18 protein-coding genes are annotated in these 19,805 nt (G+C 35.7%); 7 read left to right on the top strand and 11 right to left on the bottom strand.

All coding sequences use genetic code 11. The annotated features are described in order from the left end of the window. The first annotated feature begins 131 nt into the window (after window positions 1–131). Entirely contained in the window at window positions 132–1,514 is a 1,383-nt protein-coding gene (locus IPN31_08055; protein ID MBK8681842.1) for an MFS transporter, read from the top strand. 178 nt (window positions 1,515–1,692) lie between these two features. On the opposite strand, the gene purE is transcribed toward IPN31_08055, so the two are convergent. Beyond that, window positions 1,693–2,205, bottom strand: coding sequence for a 5-(carboxyamino)imidazole ribonucleotide mutase (purE, locus tag IPN31_08050; protein ID MBK8681841.1), 513 nt, complete (start codon window positions 2,203–2,205; stop codon window positions 1,693–1,695). Then, window positions 2,202–3,356, bottom strand: a complete 1,155-nt coding sequence (locus IPN31_08045; GenBank protein ID MBK8681840.1) for a 5-(carboxyamino)imidazole ribonucleotide synthase — start codon at window positions 3,354–3,356, stop codon at window positions 2,202–2,204. Before IPN31_08045 ends, purE begins: the two co-directional genes overlap by 4 nt. Window positions 3,357–3,607: 251 nt before the next feature. Here IPN31_08045 and rpsF point away from each other — a divergent pair, with 251 nt between their 5' ends. Genes rpsF through IPN31_08030 form a run of 3 tightly spaced genes read left to right on the top strand, consistent with a single transcriptional unit; the run spans window position 3,608 to window position 4,718 of the window. Beyond that, window positions 3,608–3,985 (top strand): 30S ribosomal protein S6, encoded by a 378-nt coding sequence (gene rpsF / locus IPN31_08040; GenBank protein ID MBK8681839.1) that lies wholly within the window; start codon window positions 3,608–3,610, stop codon window positions 3,983–3,985. Window positions 3,986–3,995: 10 nt separating this feature from the next. Then, a complete protein-coding gene (locus tag IPN31_08035) occupies window positions 3,996–4,262 on the top strand; it encodes a 30S ribosomal protein S18 (GenBank protein MBK8681838.1) in 267 nt (88 codons plus the stop codon). Window positions 4,263–4,271: 9 nt separating this feature from the next. Then, entirely contained in the window at window positions 4,272–4,718 is a 447-nt protein-coding gene (locus IPN31_08030) for a 50S ribosomal protein L9 (protein ID MBK8681837.1), read from the top strand. Window positions 4,719–4,781: 63 nt separating this feature from the next. On the opposite strand, the gene IPN31_08025 is transcribed toward IPN31_08030, so the two are convergent. Then, window positions 4,782–6,011: an ABC transporter permease gene (locus tag IPN31_08025; GenBank protein ID MBK8681836.1), complete on the bottom strand. Its 1,230-nt coding sequence runs from the start codon at window positions 6,009–6,011 to the stop codon at window positions 4,782–4,784. Between the two features lie 185 nt (window positions 6,012–6,196). On the opposite strand from IPN31_08025, the gene IPN31_08020 reads away from it, so the two are divergent. After that, window positions 6,197–8,452: an aconitate hydratase gene (locus IPN31_08020; protein ID MBK8681835.1), complete on the top strand. Its 2,256-nt coding sequence runs from the start codon at window positions 6,197–6,199 to the stop codon at window positions 8,450–8,452. Between the two features lie 123 nt (window positions 8,453–8,575). Then, window positions 8,576–10,273, top strand: coding sequence for a serine hydrolase (locus tag IPN31_08015; protein MBK8681834.1), 1,698 nt, complete (start codon window positions 8,576–8,578; stop codon window positions 10,271–10,273). Between the two features lies 1 nt (window position 10,274). Here IPN31_08015 and IPN31_08010 read toward each other — a convergent pair whose 3' ends face one another. The 8 genes from IPN31_08010 to IPN31_07975 all read right to left on the bottom strand — a co-directional run bounded on the left by IPN31_08010 (window position 10,275) and on the right by IPN31_07975 (window position 19,023). After that, window positions 10,275–10,991, bottom strand: a complete 717-nt coding sequence (locus IPN31_08010) for a sulfite exporter TauE/SafE family protein (protein ID MBK8681833.1) — start codon at window positions 10,989–10,991, stop codon at window positions 10,275–10,277. After that, window positions 10,988–11,419: a FixH family protein gene (locus tag IPN31_08005; GenBank protein ID MBK8681832.1), complete on the bottom strand. Its 432-nt coding sequence runs from the start codon at window positions 11,417–11,419 to the stop codon at window positions 10,988–10,990. Before IPN31_08005 ends, IPN31_08010 begins: the two co-directional genes overlap by 4 nt. Window positions 11,420–11,425: 6 nt before the next feature. Beyond that, complete coding sequence (gene ccoG, locus IPN31_08000) at window positions 11,426–12,820, bottom strand: cytochrome c oxidase accessory protein CcoG (protein ID MBK8681831.1); 1,395 nt, start codon at window positions 12,818–12,820, stop codon at window positions 11,426–11,428. 38 nt (window positions 12,821–12,858) lie between these two features. After that, a complete protein-coding gene (locus tag IPN31_07995) occupies window positions 12,859–13,986 on the bottom strand; it encodes a c-type cytochrome (protein ID MBK8681830.1) in 1,128 nt (375 codons plus the stop codon). An 11-nt stretch (window positions 13,987–13,997) separates the two neighbouring features. Beyond that, on the bottom strand, window positions 13,998–14,195 hold the full coding sequence (locus tag IPN31_07990; GenBank protein ID MBK8681829.1) for a hypothetical protein: 198 nt from the start codon (window positions 14,193–14,195) through the stop codon (window positions 13,998–14,000). 6 nt (window positions 14,196–14,201) lie between these two features. Continuing rightward, entirely contained in the window at window positions 14,202–16,328 is a 2,127-nt protein-coding gene (gene ccoN / locus IPN31_07985) for a cytochrome-c oxidase, cbb3-type subunit I (GenBank protein MBK8681828.1), read from the bottom strand. A gap of 2 nt (window positions 16,329–16,330) precedes the next feature. Continuing rightward, window positions 16,331–16,510, bottom strand: coding sequence for a cbb3-type cytochrome oxidase assembly protein CcoS (gene ccoS, locus IPN31_07980; GenBank protein ID MBK8681827.1), 180 nt, complete (start codon window positions 16,508–16,510; stop codon window positions 16,331–16,333). Window positions 16,511–16,638: 128 nt separating this feature from the next. Continuing rightward, window positions 16,639–19,023, bottom strand: a complete 2,385-nt coding sequence (locus IPN31_07975) for a heavy metal translocating P-type ATPase metal-binding domain-containing protein (protein ID MBK8681826.1) — start codon at window positions 19,021–19,023, stop codon at window positions 16,639–16,641. Between the two features lie 137 nt (window positions 19,024–19,160). Between IPN31_07975 and IPN31_07970 the strand changes: the two genes are divergently transcribed. Further along, window positions 19,161–19,748, top strand: a complete 588-nt coding sequence (locus IPN31_07970) for a hypothetical protein (protein ID MBK8681825.1) — start codon at window positions 19,161–19,163, stop codon at window positions 19,746–19,748. Window positions 19,749–19,805: the final 57 nt, after the last annotated feature.

Below are 19,805 nucleotides of genomic sequence, written 5' to 3'. Positions count from 1 at the left end.
GCCCTTTATTTTAAAACTTCAAAATCTTTGGATTTACAATAATGGGTTTATATAACTTTACGCCCACTTTGACTGAGACCAGGAAAATCGAAACCCTCCCCCTTCGTGGCCAACTTACGTATGCGTGCGGAATGCTAGGCTGGAGTGTGCTTACAAGCTCGGTTGCTGTAATGTTGGTTTACTTCTATCAACCGCCGGAAGAAACAGGATTAATAAATCTTATTCCAAAAATCGGAGTGTTGGGAATTGTGAATGCAATGAGTTTGATAATGATTTCTTCCCGTATTTGGGATGCTGTTATTGATCCGGTAATTGCATGGTTTAGCGATCGCAGTAAACATAAAAAAGGAAGACGTATTGTTTTTATGCGCTGGACTTTATTACCGATTTTGATTGCAGGAATTCTGTTGTTTGTACCCGCAACTAAATTTGAAAGTATGGGTAATATTTGGTGGCTTGTTTTTATTCAAATCATTTTCAACCTGTTTGTCTCCGTTTATATTATTCCTTATAATGCCATGCTTCCTGAATTAGGACATACTAGTTTAGAAAAATTACGCTTGAGTACTTATCAGAATTTTGGATTTGTATTAGGTTGGATTATCGCTGCATTCGGCCCCGGCATGTTTGAATATTTCAGAGATGAATTACACGTAAATCCACTGCGGGCATTTCAATTTTCAATATGGATTAATTTTTTTGTTGCTGTTATTTTTATGGCAATAACTGCATTTGGAATTAATGAAAAGAAATATTGTATTGCACATCCTGCAGAGGGATCTTTATTTAAAAATCTGGCGCCTGTGCTCAGCAATAAAAGTTTCTTGATATACTTAGTTGCAGATTTTACATACTTTATTTCAATTACTACAATGGGCACGGGTGCATTGTATTATGTAACTGTATTACTAGATCTGCCCGAATCTATGGCAACAGTTATGATTTTAGTAATGGTTGTCGGTTCATGGATTTGGTATCCTGCAGTGAATTGGGTAGCACAACGCTATTCAAAAAAGATTTTAATAGTGATGTCGTTATTTGCAGTTAGCTTTTTATTTCTATCTATTTTCTATCTGGGTAGATTTGGGTTGCAACATGATATGGAAGCAATAATATTAAGTGCACTTATGAGTTTGCCTTTAGCATTGCTCGGTATATTACCACCAGTAATTTTAGCGGAGATAACTCATTTAGATTCGTTTAAAACAAAACAAAATAAAGAGGCTACCTACTTTGCAATTCGCAGTTTATTTATACAGTTTGGTCAAACATTGGGAATTGCAGTATTTACAATTTTAATTGGAATAGATAATGAACATCCCACAGGAAAAATGCTGGCGCAGTTGTTTCCCAATATTCCGTTTGAAGAATTAGGGATTCGATTATCCGGCGTTTTTGGTGCAGGGCTTTGTTTTGTTGCGGCTATAATTTTTATGATGTTCAATGAAAAAAAATTAAATCGGGGAATTGTTGCAATGGAAAAGGAAATGCAAATTATTCAAACGATTGATTAATATTTTAACCCTACAAAATCAGATCAGCCTAAGGCTTTTATTTTATTCGTGATTTTTTTATTCGTGGCTATTCTTGAAATTAATGGCTGAATTTTTCTTAAACTGTTATAATCAAAACAAAAATATTCTACATTTTATCAGTTCTAATAACCTACATAAAAATTAAATTAAAGTGCAATCACATTTTTATTTTCTTAGATTTTTCTTCTACTTTTTTACCTAATGCTTCTTTGTAATTCAAAATCTTTTTTTGAATTACATCATTGCTGCTTCCGATAATTTGTGCAGCAAGTATTCCTGCATTCATAGCAGCATTTAATGCTACTGTTGCAACAGGAACACCATTGGGCATTTGTAATATTGAAAGTATAGAATCCCAACCATCCATTGAATTTGAGGATTTTATTGGAACACCAATAACCGGCAATGGACTAATGCTGGCAACCATCCCCGGCAAATGCGCTGCACCACCGGCACCGGCAATAATTACTTGTATTCCTCGAGTATGTGCTTTGGATGCATAGTCAAACATTTTTTTTGGAGTGCGATGCGCAGAAACAATATCCATTTCGAAAGCAATACCAAATTCTGCGAGTATATCTGCTGCTTGTTGCATAACAGTTAAATCAGAATCGCTTCCCATAATAATTCCCACTAAAGGTTTTTTTGTAGTGCCTGTTGTTTTGCTCATGCAATAATTTTTAAATTGTCTTTTACAAATCTTGCTAATTCTTTTGCTACTTCCATTTCATTATTAATAATTGTAACATGTCCCATTTTCCGAAATGGTTTTGTTACTTTTTTTCCATAGAGATGTACATACACACCTTCAAGTGCAAGACATTCCGGTAAGCCTGAATAAATTGCAGTGCCCATATAATTATCCTCACCCAATAAATTCACCATAACCGCCGGCGAGCGCATTGCTGTGCTTCCAAGTGGCAAATCAAAAATGCAGCGCAATAATTGTTCATACTGTGAAGTGAAATTCGCTTCGATAGTATGATGACCGCTATTATGTGGACGAGGAGCTACTTCATTAATCAATACTTCACCATCACGAGTTAAAAACATTTCTACTGCAAGAATTCCCACTACATTAAATGCACGGATAGTTTCAGTAGCAATTACTTCTGCCATGTGCGCATGTTGTTCTCTAATATTCGCCGGTGCAAATAAAAATTCAACAAGATTTGCAGTTGGATGAAATTCCATTTCCACCGCTGGAAATACTGTTACATTTCCATTGTGATCTCTAGCAACAATTACAGCAAGTTCTTTTTCAAAATCAATTAAATCTTCTATCACACTTTCACCATCCAACAGATTATCAAGATCAGATTCATTGCGAATTACCTGCACGCCTTTTCCATCATATCCCGACCTACAAGATTTCTGAACAAAGGGCAAATTTATTTTTCCCTCATGCACCAGATCTATTATTTCTTGTTTGTCTTCTAATACCTGAAAAAAAGCAGTTGGCAATTCATTGTCTTCATAAAATAATTTCTGCTTGCCTTTATCCTGAATAATTTTTAAAACCTCCGGATCGGGATAAATAATTTTTCCTTCTTCTTTTAATTGTTGCAATGCCTCCACATTCACATGCTCTATCTCAATGGTAATTTTATCAACCTTTTGACCAAAGGCATAAACTGTTTCATAGTCTTTAAAACTGCCACAAGTAAAATGAAAAGCTAAATGTGCACAAGAACATTCTGCGTCCGGATCCAGCACATAACATTGGATATTCCAGTTGCTGGCGGCTTCAATCAGCATTTTGCCTAATTGCCCTCCACCCAGAATTCCCAGTTTTAAATCGCCTGTCTTTACGGTTTGCATGCCACAAAAATACATGTAATTGTATAGACAAGACTTTGAGGAAAAGCTTTAAAAGAATGTATAAATCCTAGAGATGCACTGCATCTTCCACCCCTATTATATATACAAAACACCTCAATTTAAATCTCCGAAATAAGCCAATGTGGAAAACAGGTGCATGTAGCTGTATTATTATATTTTCTTGTGTTTGGTTAATTAGATTGCATTTCACTAACTTTGCGTTCCATTTTGAAATTGAACAATTCATACAAATGACTCAGTACGAAACCGTAGTAATATTCACTCCTATACTTAGCGATGAAGAATTTAAGCGCACAGCCGATGCTTATAAAGATATTATAAAAGCCAATGGCGGCGAAATAGTGCATGAAGAACAGTGGGGTTTACGCCAACTGGCTTATGCTATTAAAAAGAAAACCACAGGTATTTACCTTGTATTGGAATACAAAGGTGAGAACAATACGGTTGCAAAATTAGAATTGCAATTTACCCGTGATGAAAATATATTGAGATTCATGACCATCAAATTGGATAAATTCTCTACAGATTACAATGAGCGCAAGCGCCGTGGTGAAATTGGAAGAAAAGCAGAAAAGAAAACAAAAGCTGTAACTGAATCAAACGAATAATAAGAGGCAAATGGCTAGTTCAAAAAATATAAGATTCCTCGCTGCCCCTAAATTGGGGATGATGCGCAAGAAATATTGTCGTTTTAAAAAAAGCGGGATAAAATACATTGATTATAAGAACCCTGAGTTCTTATTGAAATTTGTGAATGAGCAAGGTAAAATTTTACCTCGCCGATTAACTGGTAATTCATTGAAGTTCCAACGTCGTGTGGCTCAAGCTGTAAAGCGTGCCCGCCAGATTGCTTTAATGCCTTATGTTACTGATCTTTATAAATAAGAAATTGTTATGGAAGTAATACTATTAAAGGATGTAGAAAAACTGGGCGATGCAAATACCCTGGTTAAAGTGAAAGACGGATATGGCAGGAATTACCTGTTACCTAACAAATTAGCCATGATTGCAAATGAGGGCAATTTGAATATGTTGAAAGAACGTCAACGTCAAACCGACAAAAAAGAACAAAAGATATTAGTTCAAATTCAGGGCATGATGGACCGCTTTAAAGAAACTGTAATTAAAGTGGGTGCTAAAGTGGGCCAGAGTGATAAAATATTTGGAAGCGTAACCAATGTACAATTAGCCGAAGCAATTAAAAAACAACTTGGTGTTGAGATTGACCGCAAAAAAATACAAGTACCTGAAGATGTAAAAACTCTTGGAACTTACACCGCAACGATTAATCTTCAAAAGGATTCTAAAGTGGATGTACAGTTTGAAGTAGTGGAAGAATAAAAAAGGTTGGAGAATAATAAAAACCCTTTATGGCGCAAGTTATAAAGGGTTTTTTTTGGCTATTTATTCGTATCGCAATGCCTCTATCGGATCTAGCTTAGATGCTTTCACAGAAGGATAATATCCGGCAGCAAGTCCGGTGATAAAAGTGAGTACCAAGCCGGCAAACACCCAAACCCAAGGAATGAAAAAACTTACATCGAAAAACGAAGCGACTGCATTACCAGAAAGCACCCCCAATAAAATTCCCAATGCACCCCCTATTAAACAGATTGTAATTGCTTCGATTAAAAATTGCATTTTAATAACTGCACCTGTTGCACCTAAAGCCATGCTAATACCTATTTCCCGGGTGCGTTCATTTACCTGAACTAACATAATATTCATCAATCCGATGGCGGCACCTAATAAAGTAATCATGCCGATAATAATTGCACCGATAGTTACATAAGAAATATTTTGCAAAACGATATTTACAATGCTATCGCTTTTCATAATACTGAAATCATTGCTCTCACGCACATTTAATTTGCGCACTTGTCGCATAGCGCCTGTAGCTGCACCTATAGCAGGTTCCAAATCAATTACTTCATTCACCCCTACTGTAATTACATAACTGGTTTCATTGGCAGGAAATAAAGACCTGGAAGTATTTACCGGGATAAATACAATGTTATCCGACGACATCATGCTATTTCCTTTTCCTTTAAAAGTGCCTATAATGCGGAAGGGTTGATTTTGAATTGTGATTCCTTTTCCCGTAGGATCTACCTCTCCAAATAATTTCGTGACCACATCGCTGCCGAGTACAACTGTGCGTGCAGCATAATCTACTTCACCCGAAGTAAACCATCTGCCAAATCCAATTTCATAACCACTGATACTTATATAATTATCATCCACTGCCATTACTGTTACATTCGGATTTGTTTCTTTATCTCCTGCTTTTAATTTTGCAAAACCATTGAAGGGTATATAACTAATAGATACAATTGCAGGATATTCATATTTTTCCTGAAATAATTCTGCTTCTCTTTTACTAATCTCCGGTCTTTCTTTATTGTTATCACTCATATCACCACCATCAATTTCACCGCTATTGCGAATACTAAATGAATTGGCTCCCAACGTTGCAAAATTTTTATTGATGCTGGACTTCAATGCTTCGATAGATGTCAGAATTGCAAGCAATGCCATTAATCCAAAAGCAATAATAGTTACGGTAAGCGCAGTGCGTAATAAATTTCCTTTTATTGATCGCAGTGCAACGAATATATTTTCAAGTAAGCTCACTATTTAAATTTTTGTAACTATAAAATTGAATATTTATAAACCTATCCATTTTGTATTGTGTTAACTTTGTATGTAGCAAATTTAAATGAACATGCAAGATAGTTTATGCTTCGCAACAACATTTAAGATATTTTGACTTCAATTTTTTTTAATGATTTTCTTCACTATAAAATTTCAAGTTTATTATGGCATTTGATATTGAAATGATTAAGGAGTTATATGAACAACTTCCAACAAAAATTACCGCTGCCCGCAAAGTATTAAATAAACCACTTACCCTCACTGAAAAAATATTATACAGTCATCTTTCCGAAGGTGCTGCCCATAGCATTTATGAAAGAGGAAATAGTTATGTGGATTTTGCACCCGATCGTGTAGCAATGCAAGATGCAACAGCACAAATGGCGCTACTGCAATTTATGAGTGCCGGTAAGAAAAAAGTTGCCGTGCCTTCTACCGTGCATTGCGATCACTTAATTCAGGCTAAAGTGGGTGCAAGCAAAGATTTGGCTAATGCAGTGGATTCCAATAAAGAGGTATTTGATTTCCTAGCTTCTGTTTCTAATAAATATGGAATTGGTTTTTGGAAACCCGGTGCCGGAATTATTCATCAAGTAGTTTTAGAAAATTATGCATTTCCTGGTGGGATGATGATTGGAACCGATAGTCATACAGTGAATGCAGGTGGATTAGGAATGGTGGCGATTGGTGTTGGTGGCGCTGATGCAGTGGATGTGATGGCAGGTTTCCCTTGGGAATTGAAAATGCCGAAACTCATCGGGGTGAAACTCACAGGAAAAATGAGTGGATGGACTAGTGCCAAAGATGTGATATTAAAAGTATCCGGAATATTAACTGTGAAAGGTGGAACCGGTGCAATTGTAGAATATTTTGGTGAAGGAGCTAAAAATATTTCGTGCACAGGAAAAGGTACTATTTGTAATATGGGTGCAGAGATAGGCGCAACTACTTCTTTATTTGGTTATGATGAAAGTATGAGCAGATATTTAAATGCAACCGGACGCTCTGATGTTGCTGCATTAGCCGATGCAGTGGAAGCACATTTAACCGGAGATCCGGAAGTGTATGCAGATCCTGAAATGTATTTTGATAGGGTTATAGAAATAAATCTGGATGAATTGGAGCCTTTTGTAAATGGACCTTACACACCTGATCTTGCCTGGCCGATAAGTAAATTAAAAGATGCGGTAATAGTGAATGGCTGGCCAAAAATTTTGGAGGTTGGCTTAATAGGAAGTTGCACTAACAGCAGTTATGAAGATTTAACTCGTGCTGCAAGTATAGCACGTCAGGCAGTTGCTAAAAAATTAAAAGCAAAAAGTGAATTTACAATTACACCGGGCTCGGAGCAGATAAGATTCACAGTTGCCAGAGATGGTTTACTTGATGATTTTGAAAAAATGGGCGGTGTTGTTTTGGCAAATGCTTGCGGTCCTTGCATTGGTCAATGGGCAAGACATACCAATGATCCTGATAAAAAAAATACTATCCTTACTTCTTACAATAGAAATTTTGCAAAGCGCAATGACGGCAATCCAAATACCCATGCATTTGTTGCTTCACCGGAAATAGTTACCGCACTTGCAATTGCAGGTGATATCACTTTTAATCCACTTACCGATGCATTGATGAATGATGAAGGAAAGATGGTGATGTTAGATCAACCTGTTGGAATTGAATTACCTACTAAAGGATTTGATGTAAAAGATCCGGGTTATTTAGAACCTGCAATTGATGGGTCGGGTATTGAAGTAATTATTAGTCCGGAATCAAATCGCTTGCAAATATTAGCACCATTTCCTGCATGGGAAGGAACAGATATAAAAGGATTAAAACTGTTGATTAAAGCACAAGGAAAATGTACAACAGATCATATTTCTATGGCGGGTCCCTGGTTAAAATTCAGAGGGCATCTGGATAATATTTCAAACAACATGTTGATTGGTGCAATTAATTTTTTCAATGAGAAAACAGATACTGTAAAAAATCAATTAACCGGAGAATATAATTCTGTTCCCAATGTGCAAAGAGCATATAAAGCTGCCGGCATAGGAAGTATAGTTGTAGGTGATGAAAATTATGGTGAAGGTTCATCCAGGGAGCATGCGGCAATGGAACCAAGACATTTGGGTGTGCGTGCAATTTTAGTAAAATCATTTGCACGTATCCATGAAACCAATCTTAAAAAACAAGGTATGCTTGGATTGACTTTCGATGATAAAAATGATTATGATAAAGTATTGGAAGATGATAACATTGACATCATCGGGTTAACAAATTTTGCACCCGGCGTTCCACTTACTGTTGTTTTAAATCATGCGGATGGAAGTAAAGATTCTATAACAGTAAATCATACTTATAATGCACAACAGATTAAATGGTTTAAAGCAGGAAGTGCTTTGAATATGATTGGTAGTTAAATACATTTTTAATTCATTTTAAAACACGGAGCAAACACTCTGTGTTTTTTTTTGTATCTACATATATAATATTTTTACCGCTACCTTTAATAGTAATAAATCATCCAATTCAAAAATCTTGAAATGAAAAAAATTTTCTTTCTCCTTTTCATAAGTTCATTATTCTTTACTGCAAATGCACAAACAATTTCCGGTGTTACGGAAAAATTTATTGACAGTGTATTAAATGCAAATTATTCTGCAATAGAACCGGGAGCTGTATTATTAATTGCAGAAGAAGGAAAACCCATTTATCAAAAAGTATTGGGAATGGCAAGCGTGGAACTCACTGTTCCGATGAAAGAAGATTATGTATTTGCAATTGGCTCTATGACCAAACAATTTACGGCAATTGCAATTCTTCAATTAGTACAACAAGGCAAATTAAATTTAAAAGATGACATCAAATTATATATGCCTGATTATAATTCGCATGATAAAATAATAACTATAGAAAATCTGCTTACGCATACTGCCGGCATTCCAAGTTTTACTGAAATGGATACGTTTAGCACATTGTTTAATAAGGATATTACTTTAAAAGAAATGGTCGGCATTTTTCAAGATGCACCCTTAATGTTTGAGCCCGGAACAGATTGGAGTTACAGCAATTCAGGTTTCAATCTTGCAGGAATGATAATAGAAAAAGTTAGTGGAATGACTTACGAAGATTATCTGCAAAAAAATATTTTTGATCCACTAAAAATGACAAGTACAACTTTAGGTTCAAAAGAAAAAATAATTCCCCGATTTGTAAATGGATATCAACCCAGTATGGTTAACTATATGCCTGCCTCTGAATTCAGTTGGACATGGCCGTATGCTGCAGGGCAGATTGTGAGCAATGTGAATGATTTATTAAAATGGGATGATGCACTTTATACCAATAAAATTTTAAATCAGGAGCTCATTCAACAAGCATTTACCAACTATAAATTAAGCACCGGTGAATATGCAAATTATGGATATGGATGGACTGTTGGCGAATACAACGGTGTAAAAATAATTCGACACGGCGGTGCAATTAATGGTTTTTTAAGTGATGCCATTCGTATTCCGGAAAAACACTTATATATAGTGATGCTCACCAACAATACAAAGCAAAGACCGGATGGTGTGATGAATGAAATTTTAAATAAGCTACTTCATTTTGATATTACAGGAAATGCGGTGCCGATAGATGCAGAACAATTAAAAAAATATACAGGAACATATCAGGTAAACCGAACCGGAGGAAGATTAGTAAGCAATTATTCCGATGAACTGATTTACAGATATTTTACAATTGATAGCAATAATTTATATGCACAACGGACAGGTGGTGCAAAATATAAACTTACTTATTTGGGTAATGATGAATTTTATACTACTGATAAATTTTCAAGGATAAAATTCGGACATGATGCGGCAGACAAATCAATTATGACAACAAATATGTTTGATGTGTTTGGTAATTATGGTCCAAATGATATTGGAATGAAAACAGATATTCCAATTCCCACGGAACGAATGGAAATAGAATTACCACAAGAAGTATTGCAGAAATATGAAGGTAAATATGATTTCGGCGGTGGATTTTTTATTAAGATTTTTATTAAGGATAACAAATTATTCGGACAAGCAACAGGCCAAGGTGCTTTTGAAATGTTTGCAGAAAATGAAACAGAATTCTTTTTAAAAATTGTGGATGCTTCTATTACTTTTCAATTGAATGATGCCGGTGAAACAATAGGCATGACTTTACATCAAGGTGGTGATATGCATGCAAAAAAAGTAGATTGATTTATTTTACATTCGGATTTTTACAACATTCCATTACATGTCCGCTGGCATCCATATGTGGACTCACATAAGGAATTCCTAAACCGAGTCCACGCAATATCAATAACACACCCACAAGAAAAGTAAATACCGGAATTATTTTTCGAATGCGCATACGCAAAGGCATACTGAAAAAATTTCCTGCGGTACCTGCTAAAAACATAGCGGGCACAGTGCCTAAACCAAACATCGTCATAAACAGTGCACCTCCACCAATAGACTGTGCATTTAATGCAGCAACCAATGCAACATATACTAAACCACAGGGTAAAAATCCATTGATAATTCCACCGGCAAGAACACTTGTTTTAGTGTGTTGTTTTAAAATACCTGACCAAGATTTTTTCATTCTGCCTACAAAAGTTCTTAGTATTCGAGTGCCAGGGATTTTTTGTTTTAATGCAATGGGTAAAAAAAGAATAAGTAAAATAATGCAACCGGAAATTATAGAAACTACTTGCTGAAAACCTGCTGCTATAAATGTCTTTCCGATAAGTGCAATGATGACTCCCAAAAGTGTGTAAGTAATAATTCTTCCGGCATTATACAGCATACCATTTACAACTTGATTGCCGGGAGCATTTGCATGCAACATTACTGCAAGCGGACCACACATACCCACACAATGCAAGCTGCCCATAAATCCAATTAAAAATCCGGCAGCAATTAACTCAATCATAAAAAAATATTCTGCTGATAGAAATATGTTTTTCCGTTTTTATTCCAATTTACTTTCACCACATACATGCCCGGAATAAATTGATCGGCACCGATTATTTGCAAACCATTAACATCGGTTTGCAACAGAATTTTTTTATCCAGCTTTATATCATTCGGTCTGAAAAAATAAATTTCACCTTCAGCATCTACAATAATTTCATCCGGAAATTCCATCTCAATAGTTTGAGCAATTTGTTCAATGCGAATAGAATCCTTAAAGGGTAAAGTATTTATTTCTGCATCAATCACATCCTGATATTTTAATTCCTCATTATAATAATCTTCCGAAACAAGATCTACACTTTCTTGTGCAGATCGAATTACGATATACATAATGAAGCCTATAAAAATCACAAATGCCAGTACTATGCTTTTACCCCAATTCATATTTATCTATTGTAATACAGGTCCGAAAAATTTAGTTTTTACTGTTTCAATTTTCTTATCACCTGAATACACACCAACACGAATATCCATACTGCGTTGTAGTATTTGTTCCGGAGATAAAATCACAAAGAAAGTACCTTCAGCCATGGATTCGGAAGTAACTTTTAATTGCGGAGTTACCATTTTTATTTCACCGGAGATATCTTCCAATCGCAATGTAACAGGCACATCTTTCACTGTTTTATTAATCAATTTAATAGTATATAAATTACTGTAATGCAAACTGTCGGGCTGCTGATATAATTGTCCTTGCGCACGGGTAATTGCAGCACCAATATCTTTTCTGGTTGCTAATAACACACTGAATAATCCCAGTAATAAAACCAACACCACAGAATAACCTATCATGCGGGGAGTGATTTTTGTTTTTTGTTTTAATGCAATATTATTTTCTGATGCATAACGAATTAATCCTTTCGGACGATTCACTTTTTCCATAATGCTATCACATGCATCAATACAAGCAGTGCAATTCACACACTCCAATTGAGTACCATTGCGAATATCAATTCCTGTTGGACAAACACGCACACATAAACCGCAATCCACACAATCTCCATTCGATTGCTCCTCTCCTTTTTTAATTTTTCCTCTCGGTTCACCACGCTCATAATCATACGCTACTACAATAGAATGTTTATCCAATAATACACCTTGCAATCTGCCGTACGGACAAGCAAATGTGCACACCATTTCCCGTGCAAAAGCAAACACGCCATAAAACACGGTGGTAAATGCCATGATTGATAAAAAGCCAATTACATTTTTTGAAATTGGTTCTGAAATTATTTTAAACAAACTATCAATCCCAATGATGTAAGCAAGAAATGTATTTGCAATAATGAATGATAATACCCAAAAAATAATATGCTTGGAAGTTTTACGAAATATTTTTTCACGATTCCAGGGTTGTGCATCCAATTTTCTTTGCTTCTCCGCAGTGCCTTCAATCCAATATTCAATTTTACGAAAAATCATTTCCATAAAAATTGTTTGCGGACAAATCCAACCACAAAACACTCTACCAAAAACAACAGTAAAAAAAACAATGAATACCATAAACGCCAGCATACCGACAGCGAAAATGAAAAAATCCTGCGGCCAGAATATTGCACCAAATAAAATGAATTTTCTTTCTAACACATCAAACAGAAAAAGCGGATGACCATCCACTTTTATAAACGGCATTGAAAAGAAAAACACAATATAAAAAACCGTGAGTATAGTGCGGTAGTTATAAAATTTACCGAAGGGTTTTGTAGCATACACCCATTTGCGTTTCCCAGATTCATCAGCGGTATAAATCTTATCTCTGAACGAATCCTTTCCTTCATTTTTCATAAGCCCGAAATAAATTTATTAAACGAAATACTCCCTACTTATTTCTCCAACATCACTACTGCACTTGTATCTGAAGTGGCTGCAGAAGAATCTGTTGCTGCGCTTTCTCCTTTCCAAATTTCTCCTTGGGGTTCTTTCGGGTTTGGTGGGTTTGTTCCATGTAAAGAAATAATATAATTACACACATCCGCTATTTGTGGTGGTGTAAGAATTTCATTCCATGCAGCCATTCCTTTTTCAGGAACGCCGTGTTTAATAGTTGCAAAAATATTTTTGACGGAACCTCCATGTATCCAATAATCATCAGCGAAGTTTGGTCCAATACCTCCTTCACCTTCATTACCATGACAAGCCGAACAGTAGGTTGTAAAAATTTCTTTTCCTGCCGATAATATCTCTGGTGCTTGATTTATGACCACTGTATTTTCATCCACCAAAGCCACATCCGTTTTCATACGTTCTTCCTTCGCCGCATCTGCTTTTGCTATAGATTCATCATACCGCTCTTTTTGTGTTGGTCCGTATCCCAAAAAATAATAAGGAATATAAATTACTGCAAAAATGATAGTTGCAATAAATAAAAAACGCAACCAAGGTGGCATCACATTATCCAATTCCTGAATGCCATCATACACATGATCACCTAATAAAATATCCTCCTCCTTCTCCACAGGTTTCGCCGGATTTAATCCCTTCCACATCATTGATAACACTCCCAGTTTTCTTCCATACTGTGTGCGAGCTCGATCTGCCACCCTTATGCTATATAATAAGTAGCTAACGATAATTAATTCAACAAGAATTAAAATATATAATGGAAAATAGGGATCATTCACGATTGAAGTTTGTGAAGCCGAAGCTCCGGTAGATTGTGCATATGTGTTACCAGATAATAATGTGCAGGTAACAAATGCTAACAACATCATTCCTTTGCCGCCTTTATCTCTTATTCTCCATTTTGTGCCCAAAATCAATAATTGACCTAAGGCATAAATAAGATATAACAATAGTGCAGCCACTGCAATTAACACCCAAAAAACAGGCTCTTCGATAAACCATGTTTTTGATGCTTCTTCTGTTGCATTTGCTGCCATTACCATTAATGGAGCAATGAGTGATATAACGACTGCTACTATTTTTTTTGATTTTTCTGAAAGTAAATTCATTACTGTAAATTTTAATGTTGGCTAATTATTTTTTTATTTTCCGGTGTGTCATCCTCTAACGGCATTTGTTTCATTTCGTCAATATATCCTTTGCGCATTCTTACAACAATTATAATCAGTAAAACAAAAAATACAAAGAATATAATCAGCGATATCAAGGGATAAATATCCACGCCGGCAATTGATGTTAAATGATTCGTGTAATCCATATCCTATTATTTTTGAACGCTCTTTTCTGCTTTTATATCTGTTCCCAATCTTTGCAAATAAGCAATCAATGCAATGATTTCTTTATCGGGTGTTGTCTGGATATTTGCATCTGCCAATCGCTTTGCAATTCCCTCTGCCTGCGCATTTAAATCTTCCACTGCAATCTGATCATAACCCTCTTCATAAGGTACACCTAAAGTTTGCATGGCCCTGATTTTTGCCGCTGTATTTTTTGTATTTAAATCTCTATCGAGTAACCAAGGATAAGGTGGCATAATAGAACCCGGTGTAATTGAAGTTGGATCTAACATATGATAATAATGCCATGAGTCAGGATATTTTCCACCTACTCTATGTAAATCCGGCCCCGTGCGTTTTGATCCCCACTGGAATGGAAAATCATAAATAAATTCTCCTGCTTTTGAATATTCCCCATAGCGCATTGTTTCCGAACGGAAGGGTCGAATCATTTGCGAATGACAAGTGTAACATCCTTCCCGCACATAAATATCTCTGCCTTCCAATTCAAGTGGCGTATAAGGTTTCACACTTGCAATAGTGGGCACATTGGATTTAATTAAAAATGTAGGTACTATTTCCACTATTCCTCCAATCATAATTGCGATAAGTGCAAGTATTCCAAATTGAATTGGTCTTCTCTCTAAAGCACGATGCCAGTATTCACCTTTATGTGCTTTCACTGCTACAGGTAATGGAGCTGCTTCTGCTTCTTCATTGGCAATAAAACTTCCTTTGCGTACTGTCCTCACCAAATTATATAACATGAGTAAGGCGCCGATTAAATATAAACTACCACCGATGGAACGCAATAAATAAAATGGTTTTACATATTGAGTTGTCTCCACAAAATTGGGATACTGCAACATGCCATCTGCATTAAATTGTTTCCACATGGAGCCTTCCATAAATCCCGCCCAATACATAGGAACAGCATAGAAAATAATTCCTAAAGTGCCAATCCAGAAATGTGTGTTCGCCAACGATTTAGAAAAAAGTTCTGTGCGAAACATTTTAGGAATAATCCAATATAAAATTCCGAAAGTGAGAAATCCATTCCATCCTAAAGCACCCACATGCACGTGTGCAATTATCCAATCAGAATAATGTCCTAATGCATTGATATTTCGCAGTGATAACATGGGTCCCTCAAAAGTTGCCATACCATAAGCGCTGATAGCCACCACCATAAATTTCAGAATAACATCTTCTCGTACTTTATCCCATGCACCTCTCAAAGTAAGTAAGCCGTTTACCATTCCTCCCCATGACGGCGCAATCAACATAATTGAAAATGCTACTCCTAAAGTTTGTGCCCATTCGGGTAATGCGGAATACAATAAATGGTGAGGTCCTGCCCAGATATATAAAAATATTAATGTCCAAAAATGGACTATAGATAACTTATAAGAATACACGGGACGATTAGCTGCTTTTGGTAAAAAGTAATACATCAGTCCGAGGTATGGAGTGGTTAAGAAAAAAGCCACGGCATTATGTCCGTACCACCACTGCACCAAAGCATCCTGCACACCTGCGTACATGGAATAACTTTTAAATAATGTAACCGGTATTGCCATTGAATTCACAATATGCAACACTGCAACCGTGATAAATGTGGCGATATAAAACCAAATAGCAACATAAATGTGTCGCACTCTTCTCCGCATAATTGTTCCGAACATATTGATACCGAACACTACCCAAATAATAGTTATTAAAATATCAATCGGCCATTCTAATTCTGCATATTCTTTTCCGGAAGTCATTCCCAATGGAATTGTAATTACTGCACTCACAATAATTAATTGCCAACCCCAGAAATGTATTTGACTTAATACATCGCTGTACATGCGGGCTTTACATAATCGCTGCAAGGAATAATACACGCCCATAAAAATGCCATTGCCAACAAAAGCAAATATCACTGCATTGGTATGCAATGGTCTTATTCTACCATAGGTAATAAAATCAATTCCCAGATTTAATGATGGATAGGCAAGTTCGAATGCTGCCCAAAGGCCAACAGTCATTCCTATTATCCCCCAAAAAATAGTAGCGTAAGTAAATTGCTTAGCAATTCGGTTGTCGTAACTGAATTTTTCAAGCTCCATATTTATTCTTTTGTGTGTTTGGTTTCAGATTTATTTTTTTTCAAAAAGTCGTCAAATAAAATGCGAACAGAAGGTGTATAGGAATCATCGAACTGCCCGGTTTTCACAGCCCAAATAAAAGCAATCAGAAAACACACTGCAACTGTAAGACTAACTCCGATAAGTAAAAATAGTATGCTCATAATTTGGTGCTAAATTGCCTTTCGTTCAAAGATAGCAAAGTGATTAACTTCAAAATATAGAATGACTTTTATCATTTGTATTTTACAAATAAAGAATTCTTTTTTATGCAATGCAAATAGTTGAAATGTTATTTGAATTTTGATTTTGCTAAAATACTGCTCAAGCCTGTAGTAAATAACACAATTGTTATTGTACTTAAAGGCATGAGTATAGCCGCAATTACAGGTGACAACAAGCCCTGCAACGCAAAAAATAACCCAACAAGATTATACAGTATAGAAAAAATAAAACTGCCGAGAATTACATGTCTGCTCTGCCGTGCATATTTAAATAATTCAGGTAATTTTTGTAAAAAGCGAATATCCAATATTGCATCACTTGCGGGCGTAAATTGATTTATATCAGATGAGATTGCAATACCGGCATCACTGGCAAGCAATGCACCTGCATCGTTTAATCCATCACCAATCATCGCCACTTTTTCGCCTTTGCTTTGCAATTGTTGCACAAAATTTTTCTTTTCATGCGGATTGCAATTATACAATTGATTGTCGGTTCCAAAAACTTCAGAAAGCGCATGATGTTCCCGGGCATTATCTCCCGAAACTAAATAAATATGATATCGGGTTTTTAAATCTGTAATCATTTCTGCCAGACCATCTACATATTTATTTTTAAAAATAAAACGACCAATTACATTTCCATTAATTGCGCAATATGCAGCACTCAGATTATCGTGACTTGCTCCGGTGAATTTTGCAGAACCAATCTGAAAAAAATCACTATCATAAATGCCTGCAATGCCGGCACCTGCAGATTCTGTAAAATCTGAAATAATTATTTTGTGTTGCTTTCCTAAATAACGAACTATACTTCGGCTATATGGATGTGTAGAATGCGATGCCAATGAAAATAAAATGGATTGCATTTCTTCACTTAATAATTCACCTTCATATATTACTTCTGCACTTTTGTTTTTTGTTATTGTACCTGTTTTATCAAACACAATTGTAGTAATGTGTTGCAATCTTTCAATTACATGTGCATTTTTTAAATAAAAACCGAAACGACCTAATCGGGTAATTGCATTGCCATAAGTAAAAGTACTCGACAACAACAAAGCACATGGGCAAGCAATTATTAATGGAGTAACCAATGCATCTAATGCACGGGATGAATCTACAAACATCCAAAAAATACATGCAGTAACAGATAATGTAATTACGATATAACTAAAATATTTACTGAGCAGATGCACAAAAGAACCCGACTCATTTACTTCTTTTTGTGCACCTGTATTGTTCCATAACTGCGTAAGATAACTTTGAGAAACATCTTTAATAACACACAGCTCCAATTGTCCACCCGTTTGTCTTCCACCTGCATAAATTAAATCACCAATAGTTTTTTCTACTGGTTCTGATTCACCGGTTACAAAACTGTAATCTATTTGTGCAATACCATTTATTAATACTGAATCTGCCGGAATTAATTCACCATGATGCACCAAATAATCATCGCCGTTTTGTAATTCGGATAATGGAATTTGTGTGGTAACTCCTTTCGATAATTTTGAAACTGCGAGAGGAAAATAAGATTTATAATCACGATCGAATGTGATGGAGCGGTAAGTATAATCCTGAAAAAATCTGCCCACCAACATAAAAAAAACTATACCTGACATCGAGTCAAAATATCCACCTTGCTGTTCAATTAAAATAGCGTACATACTTCTGATAAACGTAATCAGAATTGCCAATACAATGGGTGCATCAATATTCAGAAAACGATTGCGCAAACCTTTCCATGCCGAGTTAAAAAATTCCTGTGAACAATAAAAAAGAACAGGAAGAGAGAGAATGAAAGAGAGAAAATGAAACAGGCGTTGCAATTGTAAATCCTGCAAATCACCCCCTGCAAAATACTCCGGAATACTGAACATCATAATGTTGCCAAAACAAAATCCTGCAATGCCAATTCTAAGTAATCGGTTGCCATTGGTAATTGCAATTTTCTTTTCACCCATATCCGAATAACTCAGGTAAGGTTCATATCCCACAGAATCTAAAACCGCTGCAATATCTTTTAATGCAATCACAGTTTCATCGGCTATAATAAAAATTTCCTTGCGTGTAAAATCAACAGTAGATTGTATTATGCCGGGATTTATTGCATGCAGATTTTCCAATAACCAAATGCATGACGAACAATGAATTAATGGCAAATAAAATTTTACATGTATTTGTTTGCCATCGCTGAAAGTAATATATCGCCGTTTAATATCCGGCCGATCCAGCACTTCATATTTTGCAGAAGCAATTTTATTTTTTTGTGATTGACCGGGGAAATTCTGAATATCATAATACGCACATAAATCATTATCCTGCAAAATTTCATACACCGTTTTACAACCAAAACAACAGAAAGTTTTTTCTTCAATAGTAAAAGTGGCATCCGGGCACGGCTCGCCGCAGTGAAAGCATAGCAGTTTATTTTCTATTGAGCTACCCATAATTTATTGGCTGAAAGATAAACTCTAAAATCCATTTTGAAAATGATATTTATCGGGCAAATTAAAGTTAACTAAAAGCGGACAAGCAGCTTACAACTAATTTTTATCTTTGACGTTAGAAATCAAATTTCATACAAGTGCACAAAATTTTTGTTTACCTGCTTTTTACTCTGTTAATAATAGGCTTTGACAATTCAAAAGTGTTTTCACAATTAACCCCCATTGATAATGAAGAAACGGATAATAAACCTTCTAAAGGAAGTGGTTTTCAAGCCAATCGTTTTGTAGTGGGTGGTTACCTCGGTGCCCAGTTTGGAAATTTTACTGCCATTGATGTTTCACCATTAGTTGGGTATCGGGTAACGCCAAAATTTACTCCCGGTCTGGGAATGACTTATCAATATGTTTCCTATAATGATCCCACAGGTTACTATCAATCTTATAATAGCAATATCATTGGTCCACGAGTATTCGCCGACTACGATATTTTTTATGGTCTATTTGCCCATGCAGAATATGAACATCTCTGGTTTAAATATGATGATTCATTTATCACTTATAAAGATGTGCAACCCGGTTTATTTGTAGGCGGCGGATTAAATCTTTCAGCTGGTGCCAATTCATCTTTTCAAATACTTGCCATCTGGAATTTATTATGGGATTCTCAAAACCTCATCTATGGCAGTCCATTTACACTTCGCTTCGGAATGGCGTTTGGGTTGTAAGGGGAATTGGTATTTAAATTGACAGTTGACAGTTGACAATGAAAAAAACTTAGTGCT

The organism is Bacteroidota bacterium, assembly GCA_016715425.1.
Lineage (GTDB): Bacteria > Bacteroidota > Bacteroidia > Chitinophagales > BACL12 > JADKAC01.
Note: the sequence above shows the minus strand (reverse complement) of the source record. Positions and strands in the feature narration are given on the sequence as shown.

Coding starts and splice junctions, on each gene's coding strand:
- IPN31_08055 (MBK8681842.1), top strand. CDS start 132: ATGCTAGGCTGGAGTGTGCTTACAAGCTCGGTTGCTGTAATGTTGGTT.
- purE (MBK8681841.1), bottom strand. CDS start 2,205: ATGAGCAAAACAACAGGCACTACAAAAAAACCTTTAGTGGGAATTATT.
- IPN31_08045 (MBK8681840.1), bottom strand. CDS start 3,356: ATGCAAACCGTAAAGACAGGCGATTTAAAACTGGGAATTCTGGGTGGA.
- rpsF (MBK8681839.1), top strand. CDS start 3,608: ATGACTCAGTACGAAACCGTAGTAATATTCACTCCTATACTTAGCGAT.
- IPN31_08035 (MBK8681838.1), top strand. CDS start 3,996: ATGGCTAGTTCAAAAAATATAAGATTCCTCGCTGCCCCTAAATTGGGG.
- IPN31_08030 (MBK8681837.1), top strand. CDS start 4,272: ATGGAAGTAATACTATTAAAGGATGTAGAAAAACTGGGCGATGCAAAT.
- IPN31_08020 (MBK8681835.1), top strand. CDS start 6,197: ATGGCATTTGATATTGAAATGATTAAGGAGTTATATGAACAACTTCCA.
- IPN31_08015 (MBK8681834.1), top strand. CDS start 8,576: ATGAAAAAAATTTTCTTTCTCCTTTTCATAAGTTCATTATTCTTTACT.
- IPN31_08010 (MBK8681833.1), bottom strand. CDS start 10,991: ATGATTGAGTTAATTGCTGCCGGATTTTTAATTGGATTTATGGGCAGC.
- IPN31_08005 (MBK8681832.1), bottom strand. CDS start 11,419: ATGAATTGGGGTAAAAGCATAGTACTGGCATTTGTGATTTTTATAGGC.
- ccoG (MBK8681831.1), bottom strand. CDS start 12,820: ATGAAAAATGAAGGAAAGGATTCGTTCAGAGATAAGATTTATACCGCT.
- IPN31_07995 (MBK8681830.1), bottom strand. CDS start 13,986: ATGAATTTACTTTCAGAAAAATCAAAAAAAATAGTAGCAGTCGTTATA.
- IPN31_07990 (MBK8681829.1), bottom strand. CDS start 14,195: ATGGATTACACGAATCATTTAACATCAATTGCCGGCGTGGATATTTAT.
- ccoN (MBK8681828.1), bottom strand. CDS start 16,328: ATGGAGCTTGAAAAATTCAGTTACGACAACCGAATTGCTAAGCAATTT.
- ccoS (MBK8681827.1), bottom strand. CDS start 16,510: ATGAGCATACTATTTTTACTTATCGGAGTTAGTCTTACAGTTGCAGTG.
- IPN31_07975 (MBK8681826.1), bottom strand. CDS start 19,023: ATGGGTAGCTCAATAGAAAATAAACTGCTATGCTTTCACTGCGGCGAG.